Source organism: Luteimonas sp. A537, assembly GCF_054052065.1.
Genome location: NZ_JBSVRH010000003.1, coordinates 433760 through 458739 on the forward strand (window position 1 = coordinate 433760; position 24980 = coordinate 458739).

Annotated in this window: 24 protein-coding genes; 11 read left to right on the top strand and 13 right to left on the bottom strand. The window is 71.7% G+C overall.

Annotation, left to right across the window (positions count from 1 at the left end):
* The first annotated feature begins 95 nt into the window (after positions 1-95).
* Positions 96-731 (top strand): lectin, encoded by a 636-nt coding sequence (locus ACW7GZ_RS09605; protein WP_457008947.1) that lies wholly within the window; start codon positions 96-98, stop codon positions 729-731.
* 96 nt (positions 732-827) lie between these two features.
* On the top strand, positions 828-1781 hold the full coding sequence (locus ACW7GZ_RS09610; RefSeq protein ID WP_457004663.1) for a sodium:calcium antiporter: 954 nt from the start codon (positions 828-830) through the stop codon (positions 1779-1781).
* Between the two features lie 36 nt (positions 1782-1817).
* On the opposite strand, the gene ACW7GZ_RS09615 is transcribed toward ACW7GZ_RS09610, so the two are convergent.
* The 6 genes from ACW7GZ_RS09615 to ACW7GZ_RS09640 form a co-directional block, all read right to left on the bottom strand.
* Positions 1818-2195 (bottom strand): Na+/H+ antiporter subunit G, encoded by a 378-nt coding sequence (locus ACW7GZ_RS09615; protein ID WP_457004665.1) that lies wholly within the window; start codon positions 2193-2195, stop codon positions 1818-1820.
* The gene (locus ACW7GZ_RS09620) at positions 2192-2434 is read right to left on the bottom strand and encodes a K+/H+ antiporter subunit F (protein WP_457004762.1); all 243 of its coding nucleotides are present in this window, start codon (positions 2432-2434) and stop codon (positions 2192-2194) included. Before ACW7GZ_RS09620 ends, ACW7GZ_RS09615 begins: the two co-directional genes overlap by 4 nt.
* A 68-nt stretch (positions 2435-2502) precedes the next feature.
* The gene (locus tag ACW7GZ_RS09625) at positions 2503-2994 is read right to left on the bottom strand and encodes a Na+/H+ antiporter subunit E (RefSeq protein WP_457004667.1); all 492 of its coding nucleotides are present in this window, start codon (positions 2992-2994) and stop codon (positions 2503-2505) included.
* The gene (locus tag ACW7GZ_RS09630) at positions 2991-4541 is read right to left on the bottom strand and encodes a monovalent cation/H+ antiporter subunit D (RefSeq protein ID WP_457004668.1); all 1551 of its coding nucleotides are present in this window, start codon (positions 4539-4541) and stop codon (positions 2991-2993) included. Before ACW7GZ_RS09630 ends, ACW7GZ_RS09625 begins: the two co-directional genes overlap by 4 nt.
* Positions 4538-4900 (bottom strand): Na+/H+ antiporter subunit C, encoded by a 363-nt coding sequence (locus ACW7GZ_RS09635; RefSeq protein ID WP_457004670.1) that lies wholly within the window; start codon positions 4898-4900, stop codon positions 4538-4540. Before ACW7GZ_RS09635 ends, ACW7GZ_RS09630 begins: the two co-directional genes overlap by 4 nt.
* The gene (locus tag ACW7GZ_RS09640; RefSeq protein WP_457008949.1) at positions 4900-7731 is read right to left on the bottom strand and encodes a monovalent cation/H+ antiporter subunit A; all 2832 of its coding nucleotides are present in this window, start codon (positions 7729-7731) and stop codon (positions 4900-4902) included. Before ACW7GZ_RS09640 ends, ACW7GZ_RS09635 begins: the two co-directional genes overlap by 1 nt.
* Positions 7732-7888: 157 nt before the next feature.
* Here ACW7GZ_RS09640 and ACW7GZ_RS09645 point away from each other — a divergent pair, with 157 nt between their 5' ends.
* Entirely contained in the window at positions 7889-8761 is an 873-nt protein-coding gene (locus ACW7GZ_RS09645) for an NAD-dependent epimerase/dehydratase family protein (protein WP_457004675.1), read from the top strand.
* 32 nt (positions 8762-8793) lie between these two features.
* Here the strand turns inward: ACW7GZ_RS09645 and ACW7GZ_RS09650 are convergent, their stop codons facing one another.
* The 3 genes from ACW7GZ_RS09650 to ACW7GZ_RS09660 all read right to left on the bottom strand — a co-directional run bounded on the left by ACW7GZ_RS09650 (position 8794) and on the right by ACW7GZ_RS09660 (position 11288).
* The gene (locus ACW7GZ_RS09650; RefSeq protein ID WP_457004677.1) at positions 8794-9681 is read right to left on the bottom strand and encodes a DMT family transporter; all 888 of its coding nucleotides are present in this window, start codon (positions 9679-9681) and stop codon (positions 8794-8796) included.
* 78 nt (positions 9682-9759) lie between these two features.
* The gene (locus ACW7GZ_RS09655; RefSeq protein WP_457004679.1) at positions 9760-10245 is read right to left on the bottom strand and encodes an Mpo1 family 2-hydroxy fatty acid dioxygenase; all 486 of its coding nucleotides are present in this window, start codon (positions 10243-10245) and stop codon (positions 9760-9762) included.
* Positions 10246-10316: 71 nt separating this feature from the next.
* Positions 10317-11288, bottom strand: coding sequence for a mitochondrial fission ELM1 family protein (locus ACW7GZ_RS09660; protein ID WP_457004681.1), 972 nt, complete (start codon positions 11286-11288; stop codon positions 10317-10319).
* A gap of 85 nt (positions 11289-11373) precedes the next feature.
* On the opposite strand from ACW7GZ_RS09660, the gene ACW7GZ_RS09665 reads away from it, so the two are divergent.
* From ACW7GZ_RS09665 to ACW7GZ_RS09685, 5 genes are all read left to right on the top strand, one after another.
* Complete coding sequence (locus ACW7GZ_RS09665) at positions 11374-11964, top strand: malonic semialdehyde reductase (protein WP_457004683.1); 591 nt, start codon at positions 11374-11376, stop codon at positions 11962-11964.
* Between the two features lie 97 nt (positions 11965-12061).
* Positions 12062-12724 (top strand): pirin family protein, encoded by a 663-nt coding sequence (locus ACW7GZ_RS09670; protein ID WP_457008951.1) that lies wholly within the window; start codon positions 12062-12064, stop codon positions 12722-12724.
* Positions 12725-12789: 65 nt separating this feature from the next.
* Positions 12790-12990 carry a zinc-finger domain-containing protein gene (locus ACW7GZ_RS09675; RefSeq protein WP_457004687.1) on the top strand — a complete coding sequence of 67 codons (201 nt, stop codon included), beginning with the start codon at positions 12790-12792 and terminating at the stop codon, positions 12988-12990.
* Positions 12991-13015: 25 nt separating this feature from the next.
* Entirely contained in the window at positions 13016-14173 is a 1158-nt protein-coding gene (locus ACW7GZ_RS09680) for a glycosyltransferase (RefSeq protein ID WP_457008953.1), read from the top strand.
* Positions 14157-15533 carry an O-antigen ligase family protein gene (locus tag ACW7GZ_RS09685; RefSeq protein WP_457008955.1) on the top strand — a complete coding sequence of 459 codons (1377 nt, stop codon included), beginning with the start codon at positions 14157-14159 and terminating at the stop codon, positions 15531-15533. The genes ACW7GZ_RS09680 and ACW7GZ_RS09685 overlap by 17 nt, the downstream gene beginning before the upstream one ends.
* Here ACW7GZ_RS09685 and lpxL read toward each other — a convergent pair.
* Positions 15527-16432 carry an LpxL/LpxP family Kdo(2)-lipid IV(A) lauroyl/palmitoleoyl acyltransferase gene (gene lpxL / locus ACW7GZ_RS09690; protein WP_457008957.1) on the bottom strand — a complete coding sequence of 302 codons (906 nt, stop codon included), beginning with the start codon at positions 16430-16432 and terminating at the stop codon, positions 15527-15529. The genes ACW7GZ_RS09685 and lpxL overlap by 7 nt on opposite strands.
* 67 nt (positions 16433-16499) lie before the next feature.
* Between lpxL and waaA the strand changes: the two genes are divergently transcribed.
* Positions 16500-17804, top strand: a complete 1305-nt coding sequence (gene waaA / locus ACW7GZ_RS09695) for a lipid IV(A) 3-deoxy-D-manno-octulosonic acid transferase (protein ID WP_457004695.1) — start codon at positions 16500-16502, stop codon at positions 17802-17804.
* 15 nt (positions 17805-17819) lie between these two features.
* Here the strand turns inward: waaA and ACW7GZ_RS09700 are convergent, their stop codons facing one another.
* The 3 genes from ACW7GZ_RS09700 to ACW7GZ_RS09710 all read right to left on the bottom strand — a co-directional run bounded on the left by ACW7GZ_RS09700 (position 17820) and on the right by ACW7GZ_RS09710 (position 20642).
* Positions 17820-19163: a TolC family outer membrane protein gene (locus tag ACW7GZ_RS09700; protein WP_457008959.1), complete on the bottom strand. Its 1344-nt coding sequence runs from the start codon at positions 19161-19163 to the stop codon at positions 17820-17822.
* A 40-nt stretch (positions 19164-19203) separates the two neighbouring features.
* On the bottom strand, positions 19204-19857 hold the full coding sequence (locus ACW7GZ_RS09705; protein WP_457008961.1) for a protein-L-isoaspartate O-methyltransferase family protein: 654 nt from the start codon (positions 19855-19857) through the stop codon (positions 19204-19206).
* Between the two features lie 128 nt (positions 19858-19985).
* A complete protein-coding gene (locus ACW7GZ_RS09710) occupies positions 19986-20642 on the bottom strand; it encodes a TetR/AcrR family transcriptional regulator (protein WP_457004701.1) in 657 nt (218 codons plus the stop codon).
* Between the two features lie 93 nt (positions 20643-20735).
* On the opposite strand from ACW7GZ_RS09710, the gene ACW7GZ_RS09715 reads away from it, so the two are divergent.
* Positions 20736-21872: an efflux RND transporter periplasmic adaptor subunit gene (locus ACW7GZ_RS09715; RefSeq protein ID WP_457009155.1), complete on the top strand. Its 1137-nt coding sequence runs from the start codon at positions 20736-20738 to the stop codon at positions 21870-21872.
* 19 nt (positions 21873-21891) lie between these two features.
* Entirely contained in the window at positions 21892-24978 is a 3087-nt protein-coding gene (locus tag ACW7GZ_RS09720; RefSeq protein WP_457004705.1) for an efflux RND transporter permease subunit, read from the top strand.
* The last annotated feature ends 2 nt before the right edge of the window (positions 24979-24980 follow it).

Consider the following 24980-nt stretch of genomic DNA (forward strand, 5'->3'; position numbering starts at 1 on the left):
CCGCTCAGCCGCGCTGCCGCCGCGTCGCGGGGTCTCCACGCCGTCCGCGCACGGTTTTGTCGTAGCCTTGGACTTCCGCCATCCGGAGCAAGCGCATGCGTCGTGCCCCCAACGTTGTCCTGCTGTCCCTGTCCCTGTCCCTGTCCCTGGCGCTCGCCGCCTGCAACGCCGAGCGCAGCGCCGAGAACGGCGTGGACGCGGCCGCCAACGCCATCGAGGCGATCGAACCCGTGACCGAACCTGCCGCGGCAGCCGCGGCGATCCCGGCCGCGGGCGATTCGCGCATGGACGGTTACGCGGACCTGGAGTTCGGCATGACCGCGGACGAGGCGCGCACGGGCTGGAGCGGCAACCCGCTCGAATCCCTTGGCGAGCCGGCCGACGGCTCCACCTGCCACCACCTGGTCCCGGCAGGCCAGGCGACGCCGTCCGACCTGGCCTTCATGTTCGAGAACGACCTGTTCGTGCGCTACAGCGTCGAGTCGGCCGAGGTCACCGCACCCGGCGGCGGCCGCGTCGGCATGGACGAGGCCACCCTGCAGGGCCTCTACGGCGAGCGGCTGCAATCGGCCCCGCACAAGTACGTCGAAGGTGGCAGGGTGCTGATGAGCCCCGAGGACGGCGGCGCGCTGCCGTCGCGGCTGTTCTTCGAGCTCGGTGCCGACGGCGTCGTGACCAGCTGGCGCGTCGGCATGGTGCCGCAGGTCGGCTACGTCGAAGGCTGCAGCTGACGCTGGACACGGGAGCGGCCAACGGCCGCGACCTGCTGTGAAGTCGCGGCCATGGCCGCCCCCCCCAACGGGAATGAGCGGCTCGGAGACAAGGCGATGTTCGAGGCAATAGGCTTCACGGTCCTGGGCCTGGTGCTCCTGGCCCTGGGTGGCGACTCGCTGGTCAAGGGTGCGGCGGGTCTGGGCGAGCGCCTGGGCATCCCCCGCTTCGCGGTCGGGCTGGGGCTGGTGGCGGTGGCGACCTCGCTGCCGGAGCTGGCGGTCAACGCCCGCGCGGTGGCCGCGGGCGACAGTGCACTGGCCCTGGGCAACGCGGTTGGCAGCAACATCGCCAACATCGGCCTGACCCTGGGCGCGGCCGCGCTGGCGGCGCCGCTGGTGCTGCGCTGGCGCGCGCTTTCACCGCTCCTTGCGGTGCTGCTGCTGTCCACGCTGGTGGTCGCCGGGTTGGGCCTGGACGGCGGGATTTCGCGCCTCGAGGGCGTGGCCCTGCTGCTGGTGTTCGTGGGCGTGGTGGCGTTCGTGGCGATGCGCGGCGATGACGAGTCGCCCGACGTGCGCGCGCAGATCGATGCGTTCGCCGCCACCCGCGGCGGCCTGGGCCTGCACCTGGTGCGGATCGTGCTGGCCGTCGTGCTGCTGTGGTTCGGCGCGGGCTGGATCGTGGCCCACGTGCCGGTGATCGGCCACGCGCTGGGCATGGATTCGCTGGTGGCCGGCCTGGTCCTGGTCGCGGTCGGCACCGCCCTGCCCGAGGCGGCCGCGGCGATCGCCGCGGCGCGTCGGGGCCAGGGCGACATCGTCGCCGGCCACGTGATCGGCTCCAGCCTGTTCAACCTGCTGGTGGTGCTGGGCGGCATGGCGGCGATCGGCGGCAGCGTCCCGGTGCCGGCCTCGTTCGTGCGCCTCGAGCTGCCGGTGGCCTTCCTGTTCGCGCTGCTGCTGGTGCCGCTGCTGCGCGGCAACACCACGGTCAGCCGGGGCGAAGGCGGGCTGCTGCTGGCCGCGCTGGCCGCCTGGCTCGTATTGGAGGCAGCGCTGCTCGGCTGAGTCGACCCGGCCGGCGTCGCTCCGCCGGGACGGGACTCAGAAGCCTTCGTCGTCGCTGCCGTCCGGGCGCGGCGGCACGTGGGTGTCCTCGTCGGACTTGCCGGGCAGCTGCGGCCATTCGTCCATGCGCAGGGAGAGCGCGGCCTTGGACATCAGGTGCGCGCTGATCGGCGCGGTGATCAGCAGGAAGGCGATGATCAGCAGTTCGCGCGGCTGCGGGTCGCTGCCCACGAACATGTGGTAGCCGACCGAGGCGCTCAGCACGCAGCCGACGCCCAGGGTGCTGGCCTTGGTCGGCGCGTGCAGGCGGCGGAAGAATTCGGACAGCTTCACCAGGCCGATGCCGCCCATCAGGATGAAGAAGCTGCCCACGAGCAGCAGCACCACCAGCAGCAGCTCCCAGAACACGTTCATTCGACGATGTCCCTCCGCATCACGTACTTGCTCAGCACCACCGTGCTGACGAAGCCGAGCATGGCGATGATCAGCGCCGCCTCGAAGTAGACCGCGGTCTTCAGGTGCATGCCCAGTAGCATCAGCTCGGCGATGGCGGTGACGTTGAGGGTGTCCAGGGCAAGGATGCGGTCGGGCACGGTGGGGCCGCGCAGCAGCCGCCACAGGGCGAGCAGCATGGCGGCGCCGACCACGTACATCGACACGCCGATGGCGACGTCGATCAGGCCGTGGCCGTAGACCTGGATGCCGGCGAGCTCGGGGGGATTCACGGGAAGATCTCCATCAACGGGCACTCGTAGCGGCGCTTGATGTCGGCCACCAGCGTGGCCTCGTCGGCGAGGTCGAGCACGTGCACCAGCAGGTAGCGGCGGTCGTCCGACAGTGCGGCGGTGACCGTGCCCGGGGTCAGGGTGATGCAGCACGCCAGCGCGGTGATGCCGTGGATGTTGCCGATGTCCAGCGGGTACCAGATGAAGCCGGAATGGATCCGCGACTCCCGGCCCAGCACCTGCCGCGCCACGCGCAGGTTGCACATCAGGATGTCCCAGAGCAGCACCACCACCAGCTTGGGCAGCGGGCGCAGGCTGCCGAAATTCGCGAACTCGCGGTCGATGCGGGTGGCGTACAGCGGGATCACCAGGCCCAGCACCAGCGCCAGGGTGAACTGCGCGGCGTTGACCTCGGACACCATCAGCAGCCAGAACGCGGTGATGGACAGGGTCAGCGGCAGCGAGGGCAGCCAGCGGCGGCGGTTCATGGCAGCCTCCTCTGCGGCAGGGCGGCGCGCACCTGGTCGACGTAGGTCGCCGGTGCCAGCAGCTGCTCGGCGGCCGCGCGCGTGTACGCCGTCACCGGCCCCGGGGCGACGGCCATCGCCACGCCGTAGGACAGCAGCAGCATGGTGGCCATGGTCTCCGGCAGGCGCAGCCGCCCGCGCGCGTTGCGGGGCGCGTCGCCGGGCGGCGATGCCTGGATCGCCGCCGGCTTCCAGAAGATGCGCGTGCCGGCGCGGGTCAGCCCCACGATCACCAGCATGCTGCTGCCGAGGATCGCCGGCCACGCCCAGCGGACGTCGGCATCCGGCACCGCCTGCAGCAGCAGGGTCTTGCCGATGAAGCCGGACAGCGGCGGCAGGCCCGCGACGGAAATCGCGCCGACCATGAACATGGCGCCCGCCATGATCCGCACGCCGGGCGCGGGGGCGAAGGCGCGCAGCGCGTCGCCGGCGTCACCGCGCCCGCGGCGGACCAGGTCGGCCACCAGGAACAGCGCTGCGGCGACGAAGGTGCTGTGCACCAGGTAGTAGAGGCCGGCGCCGATGGTGCCGGCGGTGCGCAGGCCGAAGGCGATGAACAGCGTGGTCGCCGAAACCAGGACCACGTAGGCCACCAGCACGCGCAGGCGCGAGGCCGCGAGCACGCCGAGCGTGGCCAGCGCGAGCCCGCCGACCGCGGCGGGAAGCATCCAGTCCCAGCCGTAGCCGGCCATCGGCCCGGCGCCTTCGCCCAGCATCAGCGAGCCCACGCGCAGCACGGCGTAGATGCCGACCTTGGTCATGATCGCAAACAGCGCCGCGACCGCGGCCGGGGCGCGGGTATAGGCCTCGGGCAGCCACAGGTACAGCGGCATCAGCGCGGCCTTGGAGCAGAACACGACCAGCAGCAGGCCGATGGTGGCCTTGGCCAGCTTCAGGTCGCCGGGCGGGACCGTGGCTACGCGCGCGGCGAGTTCGGCCATGTTGAGCGTGCCGAACACGCCGTAGACCAGGCCCAGCGCCACCAGGAACAGGGTCGAGGCGGCGATGTTGAAGGCCACGTAGTGCAGGCCCGCGCTCATGCGCACGCCGCGGCCGCCGGACAGCAGCAGGCCGTAGGACGCGATCAGCATGACCTCGAAGAACACGAACAGGTTGAAGATGTCGCCGGTCAGGAAGGCGCCGTTGATGCCCATCAGCTGCAGCTGGAACAGGGCGTGGAAGTGCGGCGCGCGCCGGTCCCAGCCCGAGCAGGCGTGCAGCAGGCAGGCCACGCCCAGCAGCGACGTGGTGAGCACCATCAGTGCCGAGAGCCGGTCGACCATCAGCGCGATGCCGATGCGCGCCGGCCAGTCGCCCAGCAGGTACACCACCACCGTGCCCTCGTGGGCCCGGGCCACGAGCAGGACCGAGACCAGCACCGTGGCCAGCATGAAGGTCCATGCCACCGAGCGCTGCACGATCGTGCCCACGCGCCGGTGCTCGACGAACAGCGACAGCGCGCCGCCCAGCAGCGGCAGCAGGATCGGGAGGATGGGAAGCTGGCTCATCCGCGGTTGTCCCGGTCGTCGCGCACGTCGCCCGCGTCGACATGGTCGCTGTCGTTGTCGGCGCGGCTGCGCATGGCCAGCACGATGAGGACCGCCGTCATCGCGAACGAGATCACGATCGCGGTCAGCACCAGCGCCTGCGGCAGCGGGTCGGTGTGGTTGGCGAGCGTCGCCTCCAGCCCCTCCCGCAGCACCGGCGGCTTGCCGATGGTGAGCCGGCCGCTGGAGAAGATCAGCAGGTTGGTGCCGTAGGACAGCAGGGTGAGGCCCAGGATCACGTCGAAGCTGCGCGCGCGCAAGACCAGGTACACGCCGGCGAACACCAGCACGGCGATACCGCTGGCAATGGCCAGTTCCATCAGACGGCCTCCCCGGTGGTGGCGGAGCGTGTGGCCGGATCAATCGTGCCGCGGTGGGCGATCATTTTCTTGGAGGACTCGACGGTGCCCATCATCGACAGGATCAGCATGGTGCTACCGAATACGACCAGGTAGACGCCGAGGTCGAAGACGGCGGCGCTGGCCAGCGGGATCGTGCCCAGCAGCGGCAGCTCGAGGTCGTAGTGGCCGCTGGACAGGAAGGGCAGGTCGAGCACCATCGAAGCGGCGCCGCCGAAGAGTGCGATCAGCAGGCCGAGGCCGATGGCGCGGATGTAGTCGAAGCCGAAGCGCGATTCCACCGACGCCGCGCCCTGGATCACGTACTGGATCAGCAAGGGCACCGCCAAGGTCAGGCCGGCGATGAAGCCGCCGCCAGGCGAGTTGTGGCCGCGCAGGAACAGGAAGATCGACACCACGAGCGTCAGCGGGAACATCATCTGCGCAAGGTCGGCGGGTACCGGCAGCTTGACCGGTGGCCCCGGCATCACCTTTTCCGGCGCCATGCGTGCGCGGCGCAGCATGGCGTGCACCACCAGGCCGGCGATGCCGAACACGGTGATCTCGCCCAGGGTGTCGAAGCCGCGGAAGTCGACCAGGATCACGTTGACGATGTTGCTGCCCCAGGCTTCGGGGAGCGAGCGGGCGGTGATCTCCGCGGCGACGCCGTTCGACGGCGGGCGGGTCATCATCGCCCAGGCCAGGCCGCCGGTGCCGACGCCCGCGACCAGGGCCACCGCGCCATCGCGCAGGCGGCGCGGCAGTGAGCGCAGGGGTGGTGAATCCTTGGGCAGGTAGTGCAGGCCCAGCAGCATCAGCGCCACCGTCACCAGCTCCACCAGCAGTTGGGTGAGCGCGAGGTCCGGCGCCGACAGCGCCACGAAGGTCATGCTCACCGCCAGGCCGCAGCCGCCCATCACCAGCACCGCCAGCAGGCGGTGGCGATACAGTGCCAGGGTGCCGAACGCGCAGCACACCAGCAGAAGCCACAGTACCCAGGCCAGGCGCACCATCGGCTGGCCGACGAACACCGTGGGTACGCCGGGCTCGCCCCAGGCGGCAACGAACGGCGCCGCGCCCGCGGCGATGGCCACCAGCACCAGCCACAGCAGGCTGCGCTGCATGCTGCCGTTGGCGATGGTGTGGGTGAAGCGGCGCCCGAGCCGGAACAGCGCCTCGATGTTGAGGTGGAACAGCTTGCGCCCCTGCGACTGGCGCACGATCGCGTGCAGGTCCAGCAGCCGGCGCAGGCCCAGGTACAGCAGCACGCCGCAGACCACGCCGCCCAGGCTCATCAGCAGCGGCGTGTTGATGCCATGCCAGACGGCCAGGCTGTATTCGGGCAGTGCGTCACCGAGCACGCCGCGCGCGGCGGTCTGCAGGAAGGGCCCGATCGTCCACTGCGGGGCGATGCCCACCGCGACGCAGGCCACCACCAGGATCGCCACCGGCACCTGCATGAAGCGCGGCGGCTCGTGGACTTCGTTCTCGACCGCGCGCGGACCGCGTCCGAGGAAAATGTCATAGACGAAGCGCAGGCTGTAGGCGACGCCGAAGGTCGCGAACAGGAAGGCGGCCACGGTGATGAAGATCCGCATCTCCTCGTGGCCCTCGATCTCCAGCGCCTGGGCGAAGAACATTTCCTTGGACAGGAAGCCGTTGAGCAGCGGGATGCCGGCCATCGCCAGCGAGGCGATGATCGCCAAGGCGCTGGTATAGGGCATCAGCCGGCGCAGCCCGCCCAGGCGGCGCATGTCGCGGGTCCCGGTCTCGTGGTCGATGATGCCCGCGGCCATGAACAGCGAGGCCTTGAAGGTGGCGTGATTGAGGATATGGAACATCGCCGCCACCACCGCCATCGGCGTCGACAGCCCGAGTAGCAGGGTGATCAGGCCGAGGTGGGAGATCGTGGAGTACGCCAGCACGCCCTTCATGTCGTGCTGGAAGATCGCGTTCCAGGCGCCGATGAGCAGCGTCAGCCCGCCGACGATGCTGACCGTGTAGAAGAACAGGTCGGTGCCCGCCAGCGACGGATGCAGCCGCGCCAGCAGGAACACGCCGGCCTTCACCATGGTCGCCGAGTGCAGGTAGGCCGAGACCGGGGTCGGCGCCGCCATCGCGTGCGGCAGCCAGAAATGGAACGGGAACTGCGCGCTCTTGGTGAACACGCCGGCCAGCACCAGGCCCAGGATCCACGGGTACAGCTCGTGGGCCCGGATCGCGTCGCCGGCGGCCAGCACGGCGTCGAGTTCGTAGCTGCCGACCACGCGGCCGATCAGCACCACGCCGCCGAGCAGCGCCAAGCCGCCGGCGGCGGTGATGGTCAGCGCCATGCGCGCGCCCTCGCGGGCGTCGTCGCGGTGGAACCAGAAGCCGATCAGCAGGAAGGAGCTGATCGAGGTGAGTTCCCAGAACACCACGGTCAGCAGCAGGTTGCCCGACAGCACCATGCCGAGCATGGAGCCCATGAACAGCAGCAGGAAGCAGAAGAAGCGCCGGGTCTTTTCCTGCGGGCCGAGATAGTAGTGCGCGTACAGCACCACCAGCGCGCCGATGCCCAGCACCATGGCCGAGAACATCCAGCCCAGGCCGTCCAGGCGCAGGCTGAAGGCGAGGCCGGCCTGCGGCAGCCACTCGTGCATGGCGCGCGGGATGTCGCCGGCCATCACCCCCGGGGTCAGCCAGGCCAGCACCGCCAGCGCGAGCAGCGGAGCCAGGCCCGCCAGCCACGCGACCGCGCGCGCCGGTGCATTGCGCAGGATCGCGAGCACCAGCGCCAGCACGAAGGGCAGGGCCAGCATGAGTTCGAGCATCGGTGTCCTTGGTCTTGCATGGGGGAGACCGCGCTCCGCACGGTCATCCGGGGATTCTAACAGCGCCGGATATTGCTCCCTGCCATGCGTCGCCTATCCTGAGCCGATGCACTTTCCATCACCCAGCCGCGGCCACGCCGCCATGGATTCCACGCGCATGAGCACCGGGAACGGGCGTGCGCTGCTGCTCGGTGGCAGCGGCCAGGTCGGCGCCGCGGTGCTCGCGCGACTGCTGCATGCGGGGTGGACGGTCGATGCGCTCTCGCGCGCCCCGCGCGAACCGATGCCGGGGCTGCGCTGGCTGCGCGGCGGCTTCGAGGCCATGCCGGCGCTGGAACCCGGCTACGACGCGATCCTGAGCTGCGGGCCGCTGGACCGGTTCGCGCGCTGGTACGCGGCGGGCGGCCCGGCGTCGCCGCGGGTGGTCGCGTTCGGCTCGACCAGCCTGGCGGTGAAGCGCGCGTCGCTCGACGCCGCCGAACGCGACCTTGCCGCGCGCCTTGCCGGCGCCGAGGACGTGCTGTTCGCGGCGGCCGCCACGCGCGATGGCGATGCCATCGTGCTGCGCCCGACCCTGGTCTACGGCGCCGGGCGCGACCAGACGCTGAGCCGCATCGCCACGATGGCCAGGCGGCGCGGACTGTTCGTGCTGCCGCGCGGGGCCACGGGCCTGCGCCAGCCGGTGCACGTCGACGACCTTGCCGCGACCGCGATGGCCGCGCTGGATGCGCGCGGAGCGGGCGGGCGCGGTTATGAGCTGCCCGGTGGCGAAACCCTGGCCTATCGCGAGATGGTGGCGCGCGTGCTGGCCGCGCTGCGGCCGCCGGCGCGGCTGGTGGAGCTGCCTGCGCCGCTGTTCGCGTTGCTGGCCGCGGCGCTGCGCGCGGGCGGGGGGCTGCAGGGCTTCGGCGCGCAGGCACAGGCCCGCCTGCGCGAAGACCTGGTGTTCGACATCGCCCCGGCCGCGGCCGCCCTGAGCCATGCGCCGCGGCCGTTCCGGCCGGATGCGGCGATGCTCGGCGCGGAGTGATCCTGGCGTCGCGTCGGTTCAGGCGCGTCGATTCAGATCTCGCGCGCGGGCGGCAGCGGCCGCGCCTTGGCCAGCGCGCGCAGCGCGATCGCCACCACCCCGCCCAGCACCAGCGCACCGCCGATCCACAGCTGTGGCCCGGGCCGGTCGCCCCAGACCAGGATGCCGAGCAGCACCGCCAGCAGCGGGGTCAGCATCAGCCACGGCGTGAGCTGCGCCACCGGATGGCGCTGCAGCAGCAGGAAATAGACGCCGTGGCCGAGCAGCGAGGCCACCAGCGCCGAGTAGGACACGCCGATCCACGCCCGCGGGCTGGCGGTCGCCAGGGCCGCGATGCCCTCGGGTTCGAACACCAGGCTGAGCGCCATGAGCGGCAGCACCGCGATCAGCGCGCTCCAGCCCTGCTGGGTGAGCATGCCGATGCCGCCCAGGCGGCGCATCAGCACCGTGCCCAGCGCCAGGAAGCCGGCCGAAACCAGCATCGCCGCGATCGCCGCCGGCTTCTCCACGATCGAGGGATCGAAGCCGATCACCAGCACGCCGATGAAGCTGGCCGCGATCGCGGTGCCGGTGCGCCAGGCGAAGCGCTCGCCCAGCACCACCCAGGCCAGCAGCGCCGACATCGGCACGTAGCTCTGCATCACGATCGCCACCGCCGAAAGCTCGCCGGCCAGGCGCAGCGCCCAGAAGCTCAGCCCGAAGTGGAACACGTTCATGCACAGCGCCACGGCGAGGAAGCGCGGCCACTGCTCGCGCCGCACGGGCTTCAGGAACGGCAGCAGCACCAGGGCCACGATTCCCATCCGCAGCGCGGTGTACAGGAAGGCGGGCATCTCGAGCAGCGCATAGGCCGAGAACAGGAAATTGCCCGCCCAGGCCGCGCAGATGGTGAGGATCAGCAGGAGGTCACGGGGAGACATGCGCCATTGTCTCCCGCCGGCGGGGGCCGCGGGGTGCCGCGCGCGCCGCCTTCACGGCACGCAGCGTTGCGCCGGCTGCTACCAGTGCCAGCCGAGGCGGCGATAGGCCTTGGACAGCACCCAGGCCGGGCCGATCAGCAGGTAGACCAGGTCGGTGAGGAAGCTCGGCTTGCGACCCTCGATCCGGTGGCCGACGAACTGCGCGATCCAGGCCACCACGAACACCGCGATCGCGAGCGTGAGCAGCCCGCGGGTCCCCAGCGCCCCGTGCAGCCACCAGGTCAGCGACGCCATCGCCAGCAGCACCAGCGCCATGCCGGCGCCCAGCGGCCGCGAGCTGCGCTGGTAGAACAGCCAGGCCGCGAACATCGGCAGCGCCGCCCAGATCCCCGGCTTGAACAGCGTGCCTGGCGCCGGGATGCACCACAGCAGCGCGATCACGCTCCACAGGATCGCCGGCACCGCGAAGTAATGGATGGCCTGGTTGGTGTCGTTGCGATGGTCGCCGGAGTAACTGGCGAACCAGCGGTCGATCGGACGGTCTGCTTGGCTGCTGCCTGCCATGGTGGAACCCCCTGGACGCGTGTCCGCCGAGGATAGGGCAATCGGCCGGGGATCGGCCGCGCGATCGACGCTCAGGGCAGGCCGAGGCGGGCGCGCACTTCGGCGGCCACCCGCGGGGTCTCGCGCAGCGGGTCGGCATCGAACGGCATCGCCATGGCGTCGAGCGGACGCACCCGGCCGCGCGCCAGCAGTTCGTCGACGAAGCGCCGCGGTCGGCCGCGCACGGCCGCCGGCCGGTGCACGAACACCGGGGCCGCGGTGGCACAGGCTTCCGACAGCATGTTCACCGAATCCGCGCTGCAGGCGATGCGGTCGGCCCAGGCCAGCATGCCGGCGTAGGGGTTGGCGCCGTCCGCGGCATCGACCCAGGCCACGGTCGGCACCCGTCCTGGGCGGGCGCGCAGGGCGGCGCGCACATCCGGTGGAGTGCGCCGTGACGCGGTGACCAGCAGGCTGCCGCCGGCGCGATCGGCCATGGCTTCGGCCGCGGCCATCAGGGCATCGAGATCGCCGGGGTCGAAGCCGGCGTGGGCGCTGGGCCCGCCGACCAGCACCGCGATCCGCGGTGCGGGGAGCGCCGCGAAAGCGGCGAAGGCGTCGCGGCCGTGGGCCAACCAGGCATCGTCCACCGCATGCAGGCTGCCAAGCAGGGTCACGACGTTGTCGCCGCGCAGCCCGTCGTGCAGCGGCGCGACCACCACGTCCCAATGCCGTGGCGGCAGGCGTGGGTCGAGGACCTGGACCACGCGCGTGCCGCGGGCGCGGAGGATGCGCGTGGCCAGCGCCGCCTGGCGCCCGCAGCCGACGGCCAAGGGAGGCGGTGCCGCCAGCGCCCGTGCGAACGCATCCCCGAGCGCGCGCGCATCGGCCGGCAGCCGGCGCGGCGCCAGCCAGCGCCAGGGTGCGCGCGGGTCGAGCACCAGTTCCCGCGGCGCGGCCGGTGCTGCAAGCGCCGAGGCAAGGGCCTGCGCCTGGCGCGCATTGCCCGCGCGCCCGTCGCTCAGCGCGACCACGCCGGTAGGGCGTGCGTCGATCGTGCTCATGACCATGCGTTGCGGCCGTGGGACGGTGGAGTCATCGCCGAAACTCTACACTGCGACCTCCACCTGCCGACCACGAGGGAACCCGATGTCCGATGTGCTGCCCGATGCCACGCTTGCCCGCCTGTTCCGCGAGGGCCGCACCCACAACGCCATCGGCGGCGAAGTCGATGACGCCACCCTGCGTACGCTCTACGACCTGGTGAAATTCGGACCCACCGAGGCCAACTCCTGTCCGGCGCGCTTCGTGTTCGTGCGTTCCCCCGAGGCCAAGGCCAGGCTGGCGCCGGCGCTGAGCGACGGCAACCGCGACAAGACCCTGGCGGCGCCGGTGACGGTGATCGTCGGCCACGACATGGCCTTCTACGACAAGCTGCCGGTGCTGTTCCCGCACACGGATGCGCGCTCGTGGTTCGCCGGCTCCGACGAGGCGCGGCTGGAGCGCGTGGGCCTGCGCGGCTCGAGCATGCAGGGCGCCTACCTGATCATGGCCGCGCGCGCGCTCGGCCTGGACTGCGGGCCGATGAGCGGTTTCGACAACGCCATGGTCGACGAAGCATTCTTCAAGGGCACCGCGGTCCGCTCCAACATCCTGGTCAACCTGGGCAAGGGCGACCCGGCGCAGCTCTTCCCGCGCTCGCCGCGGCTGCCCTTCGAAGAGGCCGCGCGCATCGAATGAGCGCGGCTGGCAGCCACGCTGCGGCAGCGTCGCGACCGAGGCCTTCTCCCGCGGCGATGCGATAGACCGCGACTGGATGGGATGGGGCGCGCTCCGCGTGCTCTCCCGGCAGGACTGGAGTCCTGGCGCCTCGCGCGACAATGGCCGCGTAGCCAACATGGAGCGGCTGCTGCTGGTGATCGAGGGCGCCCTGGAGGTCGACTGCGGCAGCCTTGGCCAGCATCGGCTGGAGGCCGGCGACCTGCTGTGGATGGGCACCGGGCACGGCCTGCAGTCACGACTCGGGAATGGATCGGCCACCGCGCCGCTGCGCCTGGTCGAGTGCTGGCTGCAGCCCGGTCGCGTCAACGCTGACCCGGCGGTCGCCCGGCGCGCTGCGGATCACGGCGATGCCGGCCAGGGTGCCGGTGCGGACGGGTGCTGGGTCACGCTCGCGGCCGATGATCGTGGCCACGGCAGTGATGGCCATACCGGTGCCCGGGAGCATGAGCCGCCGTTGCCACTGCGGCAGCGGGCGCGTTTGATGGCGGTGCGCGTCGCCGCGGGCAAAGCCGTCGACCTGCCCGCCTGCGACGGCGGCAGGTGCTGGCTCGAGGTGCTCGACGGCGGCGTGATGGCTGCCGACGCTGGCGGCACCTGCACGCGGCTCGCTTCCGGCGACGGCATCGGCTGGATCGGCGGCACCACCTGTGCGCCGTCCGCGCTGACCGCCACCGGAACGGGTCCGGCCTGGCTGCTGCTGTTCGTGCTTCCCGCCTGATCCGGGCCACGCGGGCGCCGGCGCGGTAAACTGTGCGGGTCCCCGCAGCCCCCGGTCACGTCACGATGTCCACCGCCACGTCGCAGCCCGTCCAGGCCAACGCCGAAAAGCAGTACGAGGTGCGTCGCGCCGACCTTCCGCTGAGCTGCCCGCTGCCGTCCATGGCGCTGTGGAACTCGCACCCGCGCGTGTACCTGCCGATCGAGACCGAAGGCGGGCAGTCCGACTGCCCCTACTGCGGCGCCCACTTCGTCCTGGTCGACTGAGTCCGGCACGCGGCGCCGCCGGCGCATGCCCCGGCCGCTGACCGTCCTGCAGCTGCTTCCGGCCCTGGAGGCGGGGGGCGTCGAGCGTTCCACCCTCGAAGTGTCGGCGGCCCTGGTTGCCGCGGGACATCGCGCGCTCGTGGCATCGGCCGGTGGCCGGCTGCTGCCAGCGCTGCTCGCGTGCGGAGCGGAGCACGTCGCCCTCGATATCGGCCGCAAATCGCTTGCCACCCTGCGCCTGGTGCGTCCGCTGCGGCAGCTGATGGTCGAGCAGGGCGTGGATATCGTGCACGCGCGTTCGCGGCTGCCGGCCTGGATCGGCTGGCGCGCGCTGGCAGGGCTGTCCGCGGAGGCGCGGCCGCGCTTCGCCACCACGGTCCACGGCCTCAATTCGCCGTCGCGCTACAGCCAGGTGATGGCCCGCGGCGAACGCATCATCTGCGTCTCGGCCACCGTGCGCGAACACGTGCTGCGGCACTATCCGGGGACCGATCCCGGTCGGCTGCGCGTGATCCCCCGCGGCATCGATCCTGCGGCCTTCCCGCGCGCAGCGCTGCCGGATCCGGCAGCGCGGGCCGCGGCGGCCACGGAGCACCCGCAGCTGGATGGCGACGGCCCGCTGCTGTTGATGCCGGGTCGCGGCACCCGGCTGAAGGGCCATGTCGACGCGCTCGAACTGCTTGCCGGCCTGCGCGCCGGTGGCCTCGACGCCAAGCTGTGGATGCCCGGCGCACGCGATCCCGCGCGCGCGGCCTACGTCTCCGAACTTGAAGCGCAAGCGCAGGCCCTTGGCGTCGCCGCTGCCGTGGCGATCACGCCACCGACCGCGGCGATCGCCGAAGCCTATGCCGCCTGCGACCTGGTGCTGCAACTTTCGCGCAAGCCCGAAGCCTTTGGCCGCACCGTGATCGAAGCCCTGTCCGTGGGCCGGCCCGTGCTTGGCTGGGACCACGGCGGCGTCGGTGAACTGCTGCGCGAACTGCAGCCGGATGGCGCGGTACCGGTTTTCGACTCAGCTGCGCTGGGCGAGGGCGCACGCGGGATGCTTGCGCTGGGCGAGGGCGCACGCGGGATGCTTGCGCGCGACACGCGGCTTCCAGCTACGATTCCACCGGCTCCAGCCAGGTATTCGCTCCGGTCCATGCAGGACGCCACCCTCTCGGTTTATGACGAACTCCGCTGACACCATCCCCGCAACGCCGCATGCGACCGCCGCCGGGTGGCGCTGGGCGCCGCACTGGGTGTTGGTCTTCGTCGCGCTGTGGCCCGCGCCCGGTTATGCCGAAGCCATCGTGGCCCTGGGTGCGCTGGCGGTCATCATCAAGCTCGCGGCCACGCGCTTCCGCGGTGGCGCGACGCTGCTCAGCGGCCCGGCCTGGGCCCTGACCAGCGTGCTGTTCTTCGCCTACTGGCTGCCCGAGCTGCTGTCGGCGGTCGGCTCGGTCGACCCGGCGCGTGCGCTGCGCGAGGCGGCGGTCGACCTGCGCTACCTGCCCTTCCTGTGGCTGGTGGCGATCGCGGTTGCCGACGACCGCGGCAGGCGGCTGACGTTCGGCGGCCTGGCCGTGATCATCGCGGTGTGGACCATGGACGCGCTGGTGGAGGTGGCGTTCGACACCAGCCCGTTGTTCTGGGGCATCGATATCGCCAAGCAGCTGATCAGCGGTGGGCCGATGTGCGACCTCGAGCAAATCGCGCGCGCCGATCGCCTGGGCGGCGTGCTGGGTCCATGCAACCTCAAGCTCGGCCTGGTGCTGGCCAGCCTGTCGCCATTCCTGCTCTACGCCGCGGGACGGCGCTGGAAGACCGCGGGCTGGGTGCTTGCGGCGGCGGCAGTGGGCATCGCCATCGTGTTCGCAGGTTCGCGCGCCTCCTGGCTGACCTACGGCCTGGTGCTGCTGCTCTCCGGCTGGCGCCTGCTGGGCTGGAAGCAACTGCTGCTGGTGTTCGCCGCCGGCGCCGTGGTGACGGTCGCCGTGGGCCTGGCATCGCCGGAGGTGCGCCTGCGCCTGGAGCGAACCTCGCACGCCTTCCAGGCCGGCGAGCATGGCGTCGATACCGCGCTTTCGGGCCGCACCCGGATCTGGGGCGCCGCGCTGTGCATGGTGCGCGAACACCCGTTCAACGGCGTCGGTGCCCGCGGCTTCCGCGAAGCGTTCCCGGACTGCGATCCGGACGCAGGGACGGTGGCCGCCTGGGGTGAGGGACCGGCCCTGCATGCGCACCAGATCGTGCTCGAGATACTCAGCGAAACCGGCCTCATCGGACTGCTGCTGTGGCTGTCGGGCGTGGCGCTGGCGGTGCGCGCCTGGCGCTATGCGGGCACGGCGGCGCGCGAACGCGCACGGCCGGCGATGCTTGCGCTGCTGGTGACGGTGTTCCCGCTCAACACCCACCTGGCGTTCTATTCGACCTTCTGGGGCGCGCTGACCCTGATGCTGGCCGCGCTGTATGCCGGCAGTCTGCTGGCCCGCGCCAACGCGGGCGCGAAGGGTACGAACGCGACGCTCCCGCCTCCAGCCGCCGCACCCGCGCCTCAGTAGGCCGAGCTGCCGTCAGGCTGCCGCTTGAAGCGGCGGTGGATCCACAGGTACTGCTCCGGCGCCGCGCGCGCCATGTTTTCGATCGCGGCCATCACCTCGGCGGTGTCCGCGGTCGCATCGCGCGAGGGATAGCCTTCGCTGGCCGGGAACAGTCGCAGCGTATAGCCGCCGTCCTCGCGCCGCGCATGCTGGTAGAACAGCACCGCGGCGCCGGACATGCGTGCCAGCTGGTGGGTCGAGGTCAGGCTGTGCGCCGGCTGGCCGAAGAAGGGCACGTACACGCTGTCGCCGCGGCTCGGGTCCTGGTCGGGCGCGTACCAGAGCAGGCCGCCGCGCTTGAGGTGGCGCACGGTGCCGCGCAGGTCCTGCTTGGGGAACATCGCCGCGGCGTAGCGCAAGCGGCCCCGGCGCACCGCCCATTCCATCGCCGGCTGCGCGTGCGGGCGGTACATGCCGGCCAACGGCACGTAGTCGCACATCAGCCGGCCGCAGACCTCCAGCGTGGTGAAGTGGCCGCTGACCACGATCACCCCGCGGCCACCGGCGCGCGCCGCCTCCATGTGCTCCAGGCCCTCGACCACGAGCCCGCGGCGCAGCGGCTCCACCGAGCCCCACCAGGCACGGGCGAATTCGAACAGGCCGATGCCGATGGCGGCGAAGTGCCGGCGCAGCAGTGCCTCGCGGGCGACGGCGTCGAGCTCCGGGAAGCACAGTTCGAGGTTGCGCGCGGCTACGCGGCGGCGCGCGGGCAGCGCGCGCCGCAGCAGCCCGCCAATGGCGCGGCCGAGTGCGCGCTGCAACGGCCACGGCAGACGCGCCAGCAGCGCCATCGCGCCGATTCCCATCCATGTGGGCCAGTGGCGTGGTCCCAGCGGCGGTCTGTCCCGGTGTGTGGCCATGCGTTGATTCTAAGGGCTGCGCCGCGGCATGCGCCCGCGCACGCCGCGGCTTCGCTATCCTTGGCGCATGGAGGCCGCCCCCCGTGATCGCGCTGTCGAACGCCTGCTGCGCGGCCTGTATTCGGCCGCGCTGTACCTGCTCGTGCCGGTCACGGTCTACCACCTGATCTGGCGCGGTTTCCGCCAGCCCGAGTACCTGGAGCGCTGGGGCGAACGCTACGCTGCCTACCGCACGCCGCCGCTGGAGGGCTGCGTGTGGGTGCACGCGGTCTCGGTGGGCGAGGTCACCGCCGCCGCGCCGCTGGTCAACGCCCTGCTCGAGCGCCGTCCCGACCTGCGCCTGCTGGTCACCACCATCACCCCGACCGGTTCGGCGCGCGTGCGCGCGCTGTGGGGCGATCGCGTCGAGCATGTCTACCTGCCCTACGACCTGTCCGGCGCGGTGCGCCGCTTCCTCGGGCATTTCCGCCCGCGGCTGGCGCTGGTGCTGGAAACCGAACTCTGGCCGAACCTGCTGTTCTGCTGCCGCGACCACGGCATTCCCGCCTACCTGGTCAACGCGCGCCTGTCCGAGCGCTCGCTGCGCGGCTACCGCGCGCTGCGTCCACTGATCGGCCGCGCGCTGCGCACCCTGGCCTGCGTGGCCGCGCAGTCCGACGCCGACGGCGCGCGCTTCGTGCGCCTGGGCGCGGAGCCGGCGGCGGTCTCGGTGCTCGGCAACCTGAAGTTCGACGTCAAGGTGGACGACGCCGCGCGCCGGGTCGCGGCCGCGTTCGACGGACACAGCGGTGGCCGCGCGGCGTGGATCGCCGCCAGCACGCACCCGGACGAAGAGGCCGCGGTGATCGCCATCCACCGTCGGCTGCGCGAGCGCTGGCCGGACCTGGTTCTGCTGTGGGCGCCGCGCCATCCCGAACGCTTCCGCCCGGTGGCCCAGGCCTGCGTCGAGGCCGGCTGGCGGGTGGCCACGCGCAAGCTCACGCAATGGCCCGATCACGACGACGATGTCTTCGTGATCGATACCCTGGGCGAGCTGGTGAATTTCTATGCCTGCGCGAAGGTGGCCTTCGTCGGCGGCAGCCTGCAGCCGGTGGGCGGGCACAACCTGCTGGAGCCTGCGGCGCTTGGCGTGGCCGTGGTCACCGGGCCGCACCTGCACAATTTCGCCGACATCGCGCGGCAGATGGACGCTGCCGGCGCCGTGCGCATCGGCGCGGACGCCGAGGCCGTGGGTGATGCGGTGGAAGCGCTGCTGGCCGACGCCGATGCGCGCGCGGCGATGTCGGCGCAGGGGCTGCGGCTGGTGATGGAGGGCCGCGGCGCGCTGGCGCGGACGATCGCGATGATCACGCCTGAGCTGCCCCCGGCGTGATCATCGTGGCGTTGCTCAGCGCCCGGCGCTGGTGTCCGGGGTGGCCGCGTCGACCGTGAGCAGGCGGTTGATCTCCTGCACGTTGCCGATATCCAGCGTGCCCGCGGCCTGGGCCAGGAGCAGCCGGTTCTGCAGGTAGTTGTAGCGCGCCAGCGCGTACTGCTGTTCGGCGTTGAACAGGTTCTGCTGGTTGATCAGCACGTCGACCACGGTGCGGGTGCCCACTTCCAGGCCAACCTGGGAGGCCTCGTACGCACTGCGCGCCGAGATCAGCGCCTGGCGGCGGGCCTCGATCTCGCTGACGCCGGCGACCACCGTCTGGTACGCGTTGCGGGTGTTGCGGTCGAGCGCGCGGCGGGCCTGTTCGAGCTGCTGCCCGGAGATATCGCGGCGCGACAGCGCCTGGCGGACCTGCGACTGGGTGGCGCCACCGCTGAAGATCGGCACGCTCAGGGTCAGGCCGATGCTGTGTCCTTCGCCAGTGGACGTGCCGGTGCCGCCGCCGGTGCCGAGATCGCCCCAGGCAGCGCCGTTGTCATAGCCGGCGCCAAGGGTGAGCCGCGGCAGGTGGCCCGAACGGGCGGTGTTGACGTTGTGCTCGGCGGCGCTGACGTTGTACTCGGCGGCGCGCAGCGAGGGGTTGTTCTCCAGCGCGCTTGCGAGCCAGCGGTCGAGGCCGTTGCCTTCCGGCGCTTGGGGCTGGAAGTCCTCGGGCAGCGCGCGCAGGGTGCGCACCGGCCGGCCGGTGATCTCGGCCAGTGCCTGGTAGGCGTCCTCGAGGGCATTGCGCGCGAGGATGGTGTTGGCGCGCGCGGCGTCGTACTGGGCGCGCGCTTCGTGCACGTCGGTGATCGGTGCCAGGCCCACTTCAAGGCGCTTGTCGGCGAAGTCGAACTGCTTCTGCAGCGCTTCTTCCGCGGCCTCGGCGGCGGCCAGGGTCTCGATCGCCACCAGCACGTTGAAATAGTTGGCCGAGGTGCGCGTGATCAACTCGTCGTTGGCGGCCTCGAGGTCAAGCCCGGCGGCTGCGTCCAGGTCACGCTGCGCGCGCAGGTTGGAGATCGCGCCGAGGTCGAACACCGTCTGGCTGAGGTCCACGCCGACGCTGCGACGACGCGCATCGCCGTCGACGCCGGCGGCGTAGCTGCGGTTGATCGATGCGCTGCCGTTGATCTGCGGCAGCAGGCTGGCGCGGGCCTGGACGCGGCCCTCGCGGCTGATGTCGCGGTTGGCTTCGGAAATCGCCAGCTGCGGATCGCTGCCGCGCGCCAGCTCGTAGGTCTGCAGCAGGTCTTCGGCCGATGCCGCGGCGGGCAGCATGGCGAGGAGGAGCGCAAGGGCGAGGGGGCGACGGATCATCAGGGGAAGTCCTTGGTCGGGCCGGCCGTCAGGCCGGCGGTCAGAACGTGAATGCAGGCACCGGCGCGGCGCCGGCGAGATAGGCGATTTCGGTTTCAAACAACGATTCAATGCGGTTGCCGTTGACGTCGGGGTGCACGAGCACCGCCTCCATGGCCGGCGCGCGGCCACGCACGATGAACATGCGGCCGCCGGGGCGCAGCCAGCCGATGAAGCGCTCCGGCACGATGTCGGCCGCGGCGCTGACGCAGATCGCGTCGAACTGGCGGCCCGGCTCCCAGGCGAACGCGTCGGCATGGACCACCGAGACGTTGCTGGCGCCCTGCGCCAGCAGCGCGGCCTGCGCGCCCCGGGCAAGGTCGGCGTGGCGTTCGATCGTGGTCACTGCGCGCGCAAGCCGGCCCAGGCACGCGGCCATGAAGCCGCTACCGGTGCCGATCTCGAGCACGTCCTCGGAACCTTCCAGCGCCAGCGCCTGCAGCGCGCGGCCTTCGACCACAGGCTTCATCATCGATTCGCCGTGGGCCAGGGGCAGGGCGATGTCGGCATAGGCCAGTGCACGATGCGCGGCCGGCGCGAAGGCGTCGCGCGGCAGGCGCAGCAGCACGTCCAGCACGCCGGGTTCAAGCACGTCCCATGGGCGGATCTGCTGCTCGACCATGGCTTCACGTGCTTTGGCGAAATCGAGGGTCATGGTGTCGGGGCCTGGCGGGTCTGGGTGACCGGCCATTTTACGGTGTATTTGCGGGGGGTGCCGACAGCATCGCCGCGACAGGGTGCCCTGCCTGAGTGCCGGAAGTCACCGGGCCGCTCGGCGGGGGCTCACGGCGCCGGGCGGCGGGCGTAGGCGCGCAGGAAGAGCTCCACCGTGGCCTCCAGGTGCGCATCGACGTCGAAACCGGGCGTGTCGCCGCAGCCCATCATCAGCCGGGGATGGAGTTCGCCCCTGAGCAGGGCGAAGAACTGGCTCGCCGCGCGCCCGGTGTCGGCCACGTCCAGTTCGCCGGTGGCGGTGCGGCGCGCCAGGAGCGCCGCGAACCCGGCCTGCAGGTGGCCGGCGCCTGCGTCCCAGAACATGCGCGACAGCCTGGGATCCACGCGCGCGGGCATGCATACCAGGCGGAAGCCGGCGAGCGCTTCGGGCGAGGTCATCAGCGCGTGCACCGCGCGCGCGATGCCGACCAGGCGCGGCCGCAGCGCCGTGCCCGGCGATGGCGTGAACAGGGATGGCGGCACCTGCTGCTCGCAGTAGTGCTCGACCGCGGCGGCGAACAGCGTGTCCTTGTCGCCGAAGTGGCTGTAGACGGTGAGCTTGGACACGCCGGCCCCGGCCGCGATCTGGTCCATGCTCACGCCCTCGAAGCCATGCTCGAGGAACATGCGCTGGGCCGCGTCGAGGATTGCCGCGCGCTTGGCAAGGTCCTTGGGGCGGCCCGGTGCGGGACGCGGCGCCACCGGCTGGTCGCTGGGCGTGGACATCGGCAAATACTAGACCGTGGAGTTTTGTAAATATAGCATCGCGCCTTGAAGCCCGGGTCCCGGGCCCGTGACAGGAGCGGCGCCATGGTTGGCATGCGCGGGATCCGATGGCTGGGCGGCGCCGCGCTTGGGCTGGCGCTGGCCGCGTGCGGTGGCGCGGAGCCGGAGCAGGCAGCGTCGCGCCCGGTGCTGGTGGCCCGGCCGCAGGCGGCGGCCGGCGTCGCGCGCAGCTATTCCGGCGAGGTCCGCGCGCGCGAGGAAAGCCCGCTGGCCTTCCGCGTGGGCGGCAAGCTGCTCCGGCGCGAGGTCGATGTCGGAGACCGGGTGGCCCGGGGCGACCTGCTGGCGGTGATCGACGCCGGTGATTTCGAGGCCCAGGCCCGCGCGGCCGAGGCCCGGCTGTCCGCCGCCGAGGCCCAGCGCAAGCGCGCCGCCGCCGATCGCGCCCGCTACGCCACGCTTGCCGGGGAGCAACTGGTCAGCCGCTCCGCGCTTGACGCCCAGGATGCCGCCTGGCGCGCCGCCGAGGGCGAGGCCCGCGCCGCGCGTGCCCAGGTCGACGTCGCGCGCAACCAGGCCGGCTATGCGGAGCTCCGCGCCCCCGCCGACGGCGTGATCGCCAGCCGCCAGGCCGAGGCCGGGCAGGTGGTGGCGGCCGGGCAGGCGGTGTTCACCCTGGCCGGCGACGACGGTCGCGAGGTCGCGATCGCGCTGCCGGAGTCCGCGATTGGCGATTACGCCGTGGGCCAGCCGGTCGAGGTCGAACTCTGGACCGCGCCCGGCGAGCGCCTGCCGGGGCATTTCCGCGAGATTTCCCCGGCGGCCGACGCCACCGCGCGCACCTACGCGGCCCGCGTGGCGCTGGACGGCGAGGCCGCCGCGCGCGTGGCGCTGGGACAGAGCGCGAGGGTGCGCGTGGCCAATGGCGGTTCTTCGCTTTCGGTGCCATTGGCAGCGGTGCAGGCCGGGGGCTCCGGCAAGGCTGGTGACGGCAAGGCTGGCAGCAGCACGGCTTCGGTGTGGGTATTCAAGGACGGCCGCGTCCACGCCGTCGCCGTGGGGACCGGCGATTTCGGCGCCGAGCGGGTCCCGGTGACCGCGGGCCTGGATGCCGATGACTGGGTGGTGGTCGCCGGCGGCCATCTGCTCCGCGATGGCCAGGAAGTGACCGCGGTCGATCTGCACAATCGTCCGGTCGACGCACATGCCCCGGTGGAGCCGTCGGAGTGACTGCCGGAACCGCGGCGCGATGAGCGGCCCGCGCTTCAACCTGTCCGCATGGGCGCTGCGCAACCGTGCCCTGGTGGTGTACGTGATGCTGGTGGCGGCCCTGGTGGGCGCCTGGTCGTACAAGCAGCTCGGGCAGTCCGAAGACCCGCCCTTCACCTTCAAGGCCATGGTGGTGCGCACCGTGTGGCCGGGCGCCACCGCCGACCAGGTCGCGCGCCAGGTCACCGACCGCGTCGAGCGCGCGCTGATGGAGACCGGGCGCTACGAGATGATCCGTTCGTACTCGCGGCCCGGCGAGTCGCAGGTCATCTTCATGGCCTCCGATTCGCTGCCGCAGCGCGACGTCCCGGAGCTCTGGTACCAGGTGCGCAAGAAGGTCGGTGACATCCGGCCGATGCTGCCTGCGGAAGTGATCGGCCCGTTCTTCAACGACGAATTCGGCGACACCTTCGGCAACATCTATGCGCTGACCGGCGAGGGCTTCGACTACGCCGTGCTCGAGGACTACGCCGAGCGCATCGAACTGGAACTCCAACGCCTGCCCGACGTCGGCAAGGTGGAGCTGATCGGCCTCCAGGACGAGAAGGTCTTCGTCGAGGCCAGCAACACGCGCCTGGCCACGCTGGGCGTGCCGATGGAGGCGCTGCAGCAGGCGCTGGCGCAGCAGAACGCGGTGGCGCCGGCGGGCTTTGTCGAAACCGCGACCGACCGCGTGCAGCTGCGCGTGGACGGCGCCTTCCGTTCGGTGGACGAGATCCGCGCGCTGCCGGTGCGCGCCGGTGATCGCACCCTGCGTCTGGGCGACGTGGCCGAGGTGCGGCGCGGGTACGCCGACCCGGCCGCGCCGCGGATGCGCTTCATGGGCGAGGACGCGATCGGCATCGGCGTGGCCCTGCGCGACGGCGGCGACATCCTGGCCTTGGGCGACACGCTGGCCGCGGAGGCCGCGCGCCTGCGCGACACGCTGCCGGTCGGGATGGAGCTGCGCAAGGTGTCCGACCAGCCGGCGGCGGTGCGCGAGTCGGTGGGCGAGTTCGTGAAGGTGCTGGCCGAGGCGGTGGTGATCGTGCTGCTGGTCTGCTTCTTCTCGCTCGGCCTGCGCACGGGCCTGGTGGTGGCGGTGTCGATACCGCTGGTGCTGGCGATGACCTTCGCGCTGATGCACTGGTTCGGCATCGGCCTGCACAAGGTTTCGCTGGGCGCGCTGGTGCTGGCGCTGGGCCTGCTGGTGGACGACGCGATCATCGCGGTCGAGATGATGGCCATCCGCATGGAGCAGGGCGACGACCGGCTCACCGCCGCAAGCTACGCCTGGTCGCATACCGCGTTCCCGATGCTGACCGGCACCCTGGTGACGGCGGCCGGCTTCCTGCCGATCGCGACCGCGGCCTCGTCGGTGGGCGAGTACACGCGCTCGCTGTTCCAGGTGGTCGGCATCGCCCTGGTGGTGTCGTGGATCGCGGCGGTGTTGTTCATCCCGCTGCTGGGCGAGAAGATGCTGCCGGACTTCGCGACGCAGGCGCACGACCACGATCCCTACCAGCGCCCGTTCTATCGGCGCCTGCGCAGGATGCTGGACTGGTGCCTGGTGCACCGCTGGCTGGTGATCGCGGCGACGGTGGCGCTGCTGGTGATGTCGCTGATCGGCTTCCGCTTCGTGCCGCAGCAGTTCTTCCCGGACTCGCAGCGGCTGGAGCTGATGGTCGACCTGGAGCTGGCCGAGGGCGCTTCGCTGCGCGCGACCGGCGACGCCGCCACGCGGCTTGAAGCGCTGCTCGCGGACCATCCCGGCATCGAGAACCACGTCGCCTATATCGGCAGCGGTTCGCCGCGCTTCTACCTGCCGCTGGACCAGCAGCTGCCGCAGACCAACTTCGCCCAGTTCGTGGTCCTGGCGCGTGACGTCGACGCCCGCGAGACGCTGCGCGACTGGCTGATCGACGAGGTCACGCCGCTGTTCCCGGAGCTGCAGCTGCGCGTGACCCGGCTCGAGAACGGGCCGCCGGTCGGCTATCCGGTGCAGTTCCGGGTCTCGGGCGAGCATGCCGACGAGGCGCGCGCGATCGCGCGCGAGGTCGCCGACAAGGTGCGCGCCAATCCGCACGTGGCCAACGTCAACCTCGACTGGGACGAGCCGAGCAAGGTCGTGCGCCTGGTGATCGACCAGGAGCGCGCGCGCGTGCTGGGCGTCGACTCGCAGCAGCTGGCGCGGTTCCTGTCGGCCTCGCTGTCGGGCCAGGCGGTGGGCGTGTACCGCGAGGGCAACGAGCTGATCGAAGTGGTGATGCGCGGACCCGTCGACGAGCGCACCGCGCTCGACCAGCTTGGCAGCCTCACCGTGCACGGCGCCGACGACAAGCCGATCCCGATGTCGCAGGTGGCGCGGCTGGAATACGCCTTCGAGGACGGCATCATCTGGCACCGCGACCGCCTGCCGACGGTGACCGTGCGTGCCGACGTGCGCGGCGATGCGATGCCGGCGACGGTGGTGTCGGAGCTGCTGCCCGGGCTGGAAGGCATCCGCGACGCGCTGCCGCCCGGCTACCTGCTGGAGACCGGGGGCACGATGGAGGATTCCGCGCGCGGCCAGGACTCGATCGCCGCGGGCATGCCGCTGTTCCTGTTCGCGGTGGCGACGCTGTTGATGCTGCAGCTGCGCAGCTTCTCGCGCAGCGCGATGGTCTTCGCCACCGCCCCACTGGGGCTGGTGGGCGCGGTGCTGTTCCTGCTGGTGTTTCGCGTGCCCTTCGGCTTCGTGGCCCTGCTCGGCACGATCGCGCTGGCGGGCATGGTGATGCGCAACTCGATCATCCTGGTCGACCAGATCCAGCAGGACATCGACGCCGGGCACGCGCGCTGGGACGCGGTGATCGATGCCACCGTGCGCCGCTTCCGCCCGATCGTGCTGACCGCGCTGGCCGCGATCCTGGCGATGATCCCGCTGTCACGCAGCGTGTTCTTCGGGCCGATGGCGGTGGCGATCATGGGCGGACTGACAGTGGCCACCGTGCTGACCCTGGTGTTCGTGCCGGCGCTGTACGCGGCGTGGTTCCGGGTGCGCCGCGAAGAACCTGCGCAGCCCTCATCCGATCCATCGCTTCTGTAGCC

Excerpts from the sequence above, each read along its gene's own strand:
- ACW7GZ_RS09640 (WP_457008949.1), bottom strand. The coding sequence starts at position 7,731 with ATGCTCGAACTCATGCTGGCCCTGCCCTTCGTGCTGGCGCTGGTGCTC.
- ACW7GZ_RS09705 (WP_457008961.1), bottom strand. The coding sequence starts at position 19,857 with ATGACCCTCGATTTCGCCAAAGCACGTGAAGCCATGGTCGAGCAGCAG.
- ACW7GZ_RS09605 (WP_457008947.1), top strand. The coding sequence starts at position 96 with ATGCGTCGTGCCCCCAACGTTGTCCTGCTGTCCCTGTCCCTGTCCCTG.
- ACW7GZ_RS09610 (WP_457004663.1), top strand. The coding sequence starts at position 828 with ATGTTCGAGGCAATAGGCTTCACGGTCCTGGGCCTGGTGCTCCTGGCC.
- lpxL (WP_457008957.1), bottom strand. The coding sequence starts at position 16,432 with ATGGCCACACACCGGGACAGACCGCCGCTGGGACCACGCCACTGGCCC.
- ACW7GZ_RS09635 (WP_457004670.1), bottom strand. The coding sequence starts at position 4,900 with ATGGAACTGGCCATTGCCAGCGGTATCGCCGTGCTGGTGTTCGCCGGC.
- ACW7GZ_RS09685 (WP_457008955.1), top strand. The coding sequence starts at position 14,157 with ATGACGAACTCCGCTGACACCATCCCCGCAACGCCGCATGCGACCGCC.
- ACW7GZ_RS09660 (WP_457004681.1), bottom strand. The coding sequence starts at position 11,288 with ATGAGCACGATCGACGCACGCCCTACCGGCGTGGTCGCGCTGAGCGAC.
- ACW7GZ_RS09615 (WP_457004665.1), bottom strand. The coding sequence starts at position 2,195 with ATGAACGTGTTCTGGGAGCTGCTGCTGGTGGTGCTGCTGCTCGTGGGC.
- ACW7GZ_RS09645 (WP_457004675.1), top strand. The coding sequence starts at position 7,889 with ATGAGCACCGGGAACGGGCGTGCGCTGCTGCTCGGTGGCAGCGGCCAG.
- ACW7GZ_RS09675 (WP_457004687.1), top strand. The coding sequence starts at position 12,790 with ATGTCCACCGCCACGTCGCAGCCCGTCCAGGCCAACGCCGAAAAGCAG.
- ACW7GZ_RS09630 (WP_457004668.1), bottom strand. The coding sequence starts at position 4,541 with ATGAGCCAGCTTCCCATCCTCCCGATCCTGCTGCCGCTGCTGGGCGGC.
- waaA (WP_457004695.1), top strand. The coding sequence starts at position 16,500 with ATGGAGGCCGCCCCCCGTGATCGCGCTGTCGAACGCCTGCTGCGCGGC.
- ACW7GZ_RS09655 (WP_457004679.1), bottom strand. The coding sequence starts at position 10,245 with ATGGCAGGCAGCAGCCAAGCAGACCGTCCGATCGACCGCTGGTTCGCC.
- ACW7GZ_RS09665 (WP_457004683.1), top strand. The coding sequence starts at position 11,374 with ATGTCCGATGTGCTGCCCGATGCCACGCTTGCCCGCCTGTTCCGCGAG.
- ACW7GZ_RS09720 (WP_457004705.1), top strand. The coding sequence starts at position 21,892 with ATGAGCGGCCCGCGCTTCAACCTGTCCGCATGGGCGCTGCGCAACCGT.
- ACW7GZ_RS09625 (WP_457004667.1), bottom strand. The coding sequence starts at position 2,994 with ATGAACCGCCGCCGCTGGCTGCCCTCGCTGCCGCTGACCCTGTCCATC.
- ACW7GZ_RS09620 (WP_457004762.1), bottom strand. The coding sequence starts at position 2,434 with ATGTACGTGGTCGGCGCCGCCATGCTGCTCGCCCTGTGGCGGCTGCTG.
- ACW7GZ_RS09710 (WP_457004701.1), bottom strand. The coding sequence starts at position 20,642 with ATGTCCACGCCCAGCGACCAGCCGGTGGCGCCGCGTCCCGCACCGGGC.
- ACW7GZ_RS09650 (WP_457004677.1), bottom strand. The coding sequence starts at position 9,681 with ATGTCTCCCCGTGACCTCCTGCTGATCCTCACCATCTGCGCGGCCTGG.
- ACW7GZ_RS09715 (WP_457009155.1), top strand. The coding sequence starts at position 20,736 with ATGCGCGGGATCCGATGGCTGGGCGGCGCCGCGCTTGGGCTGGCGCTG.
- ACW7GZ_RS09680 (WP_457008953.1), top strand. The coding sequence starts at position 13,016 with ATGCCCCGGCCGCTGACCGTCCTGCAGCTGCTTCCGGCCCTGGAGGCG.
- ACW7GZ_RS09700 (WP_457008959.1), bottom strand. The coding sequence starts at position 19,163 with ATGATCCGTCGCCCCCTCGCCCTTGCGCTCCTCCTCGCCATGCTGCCC.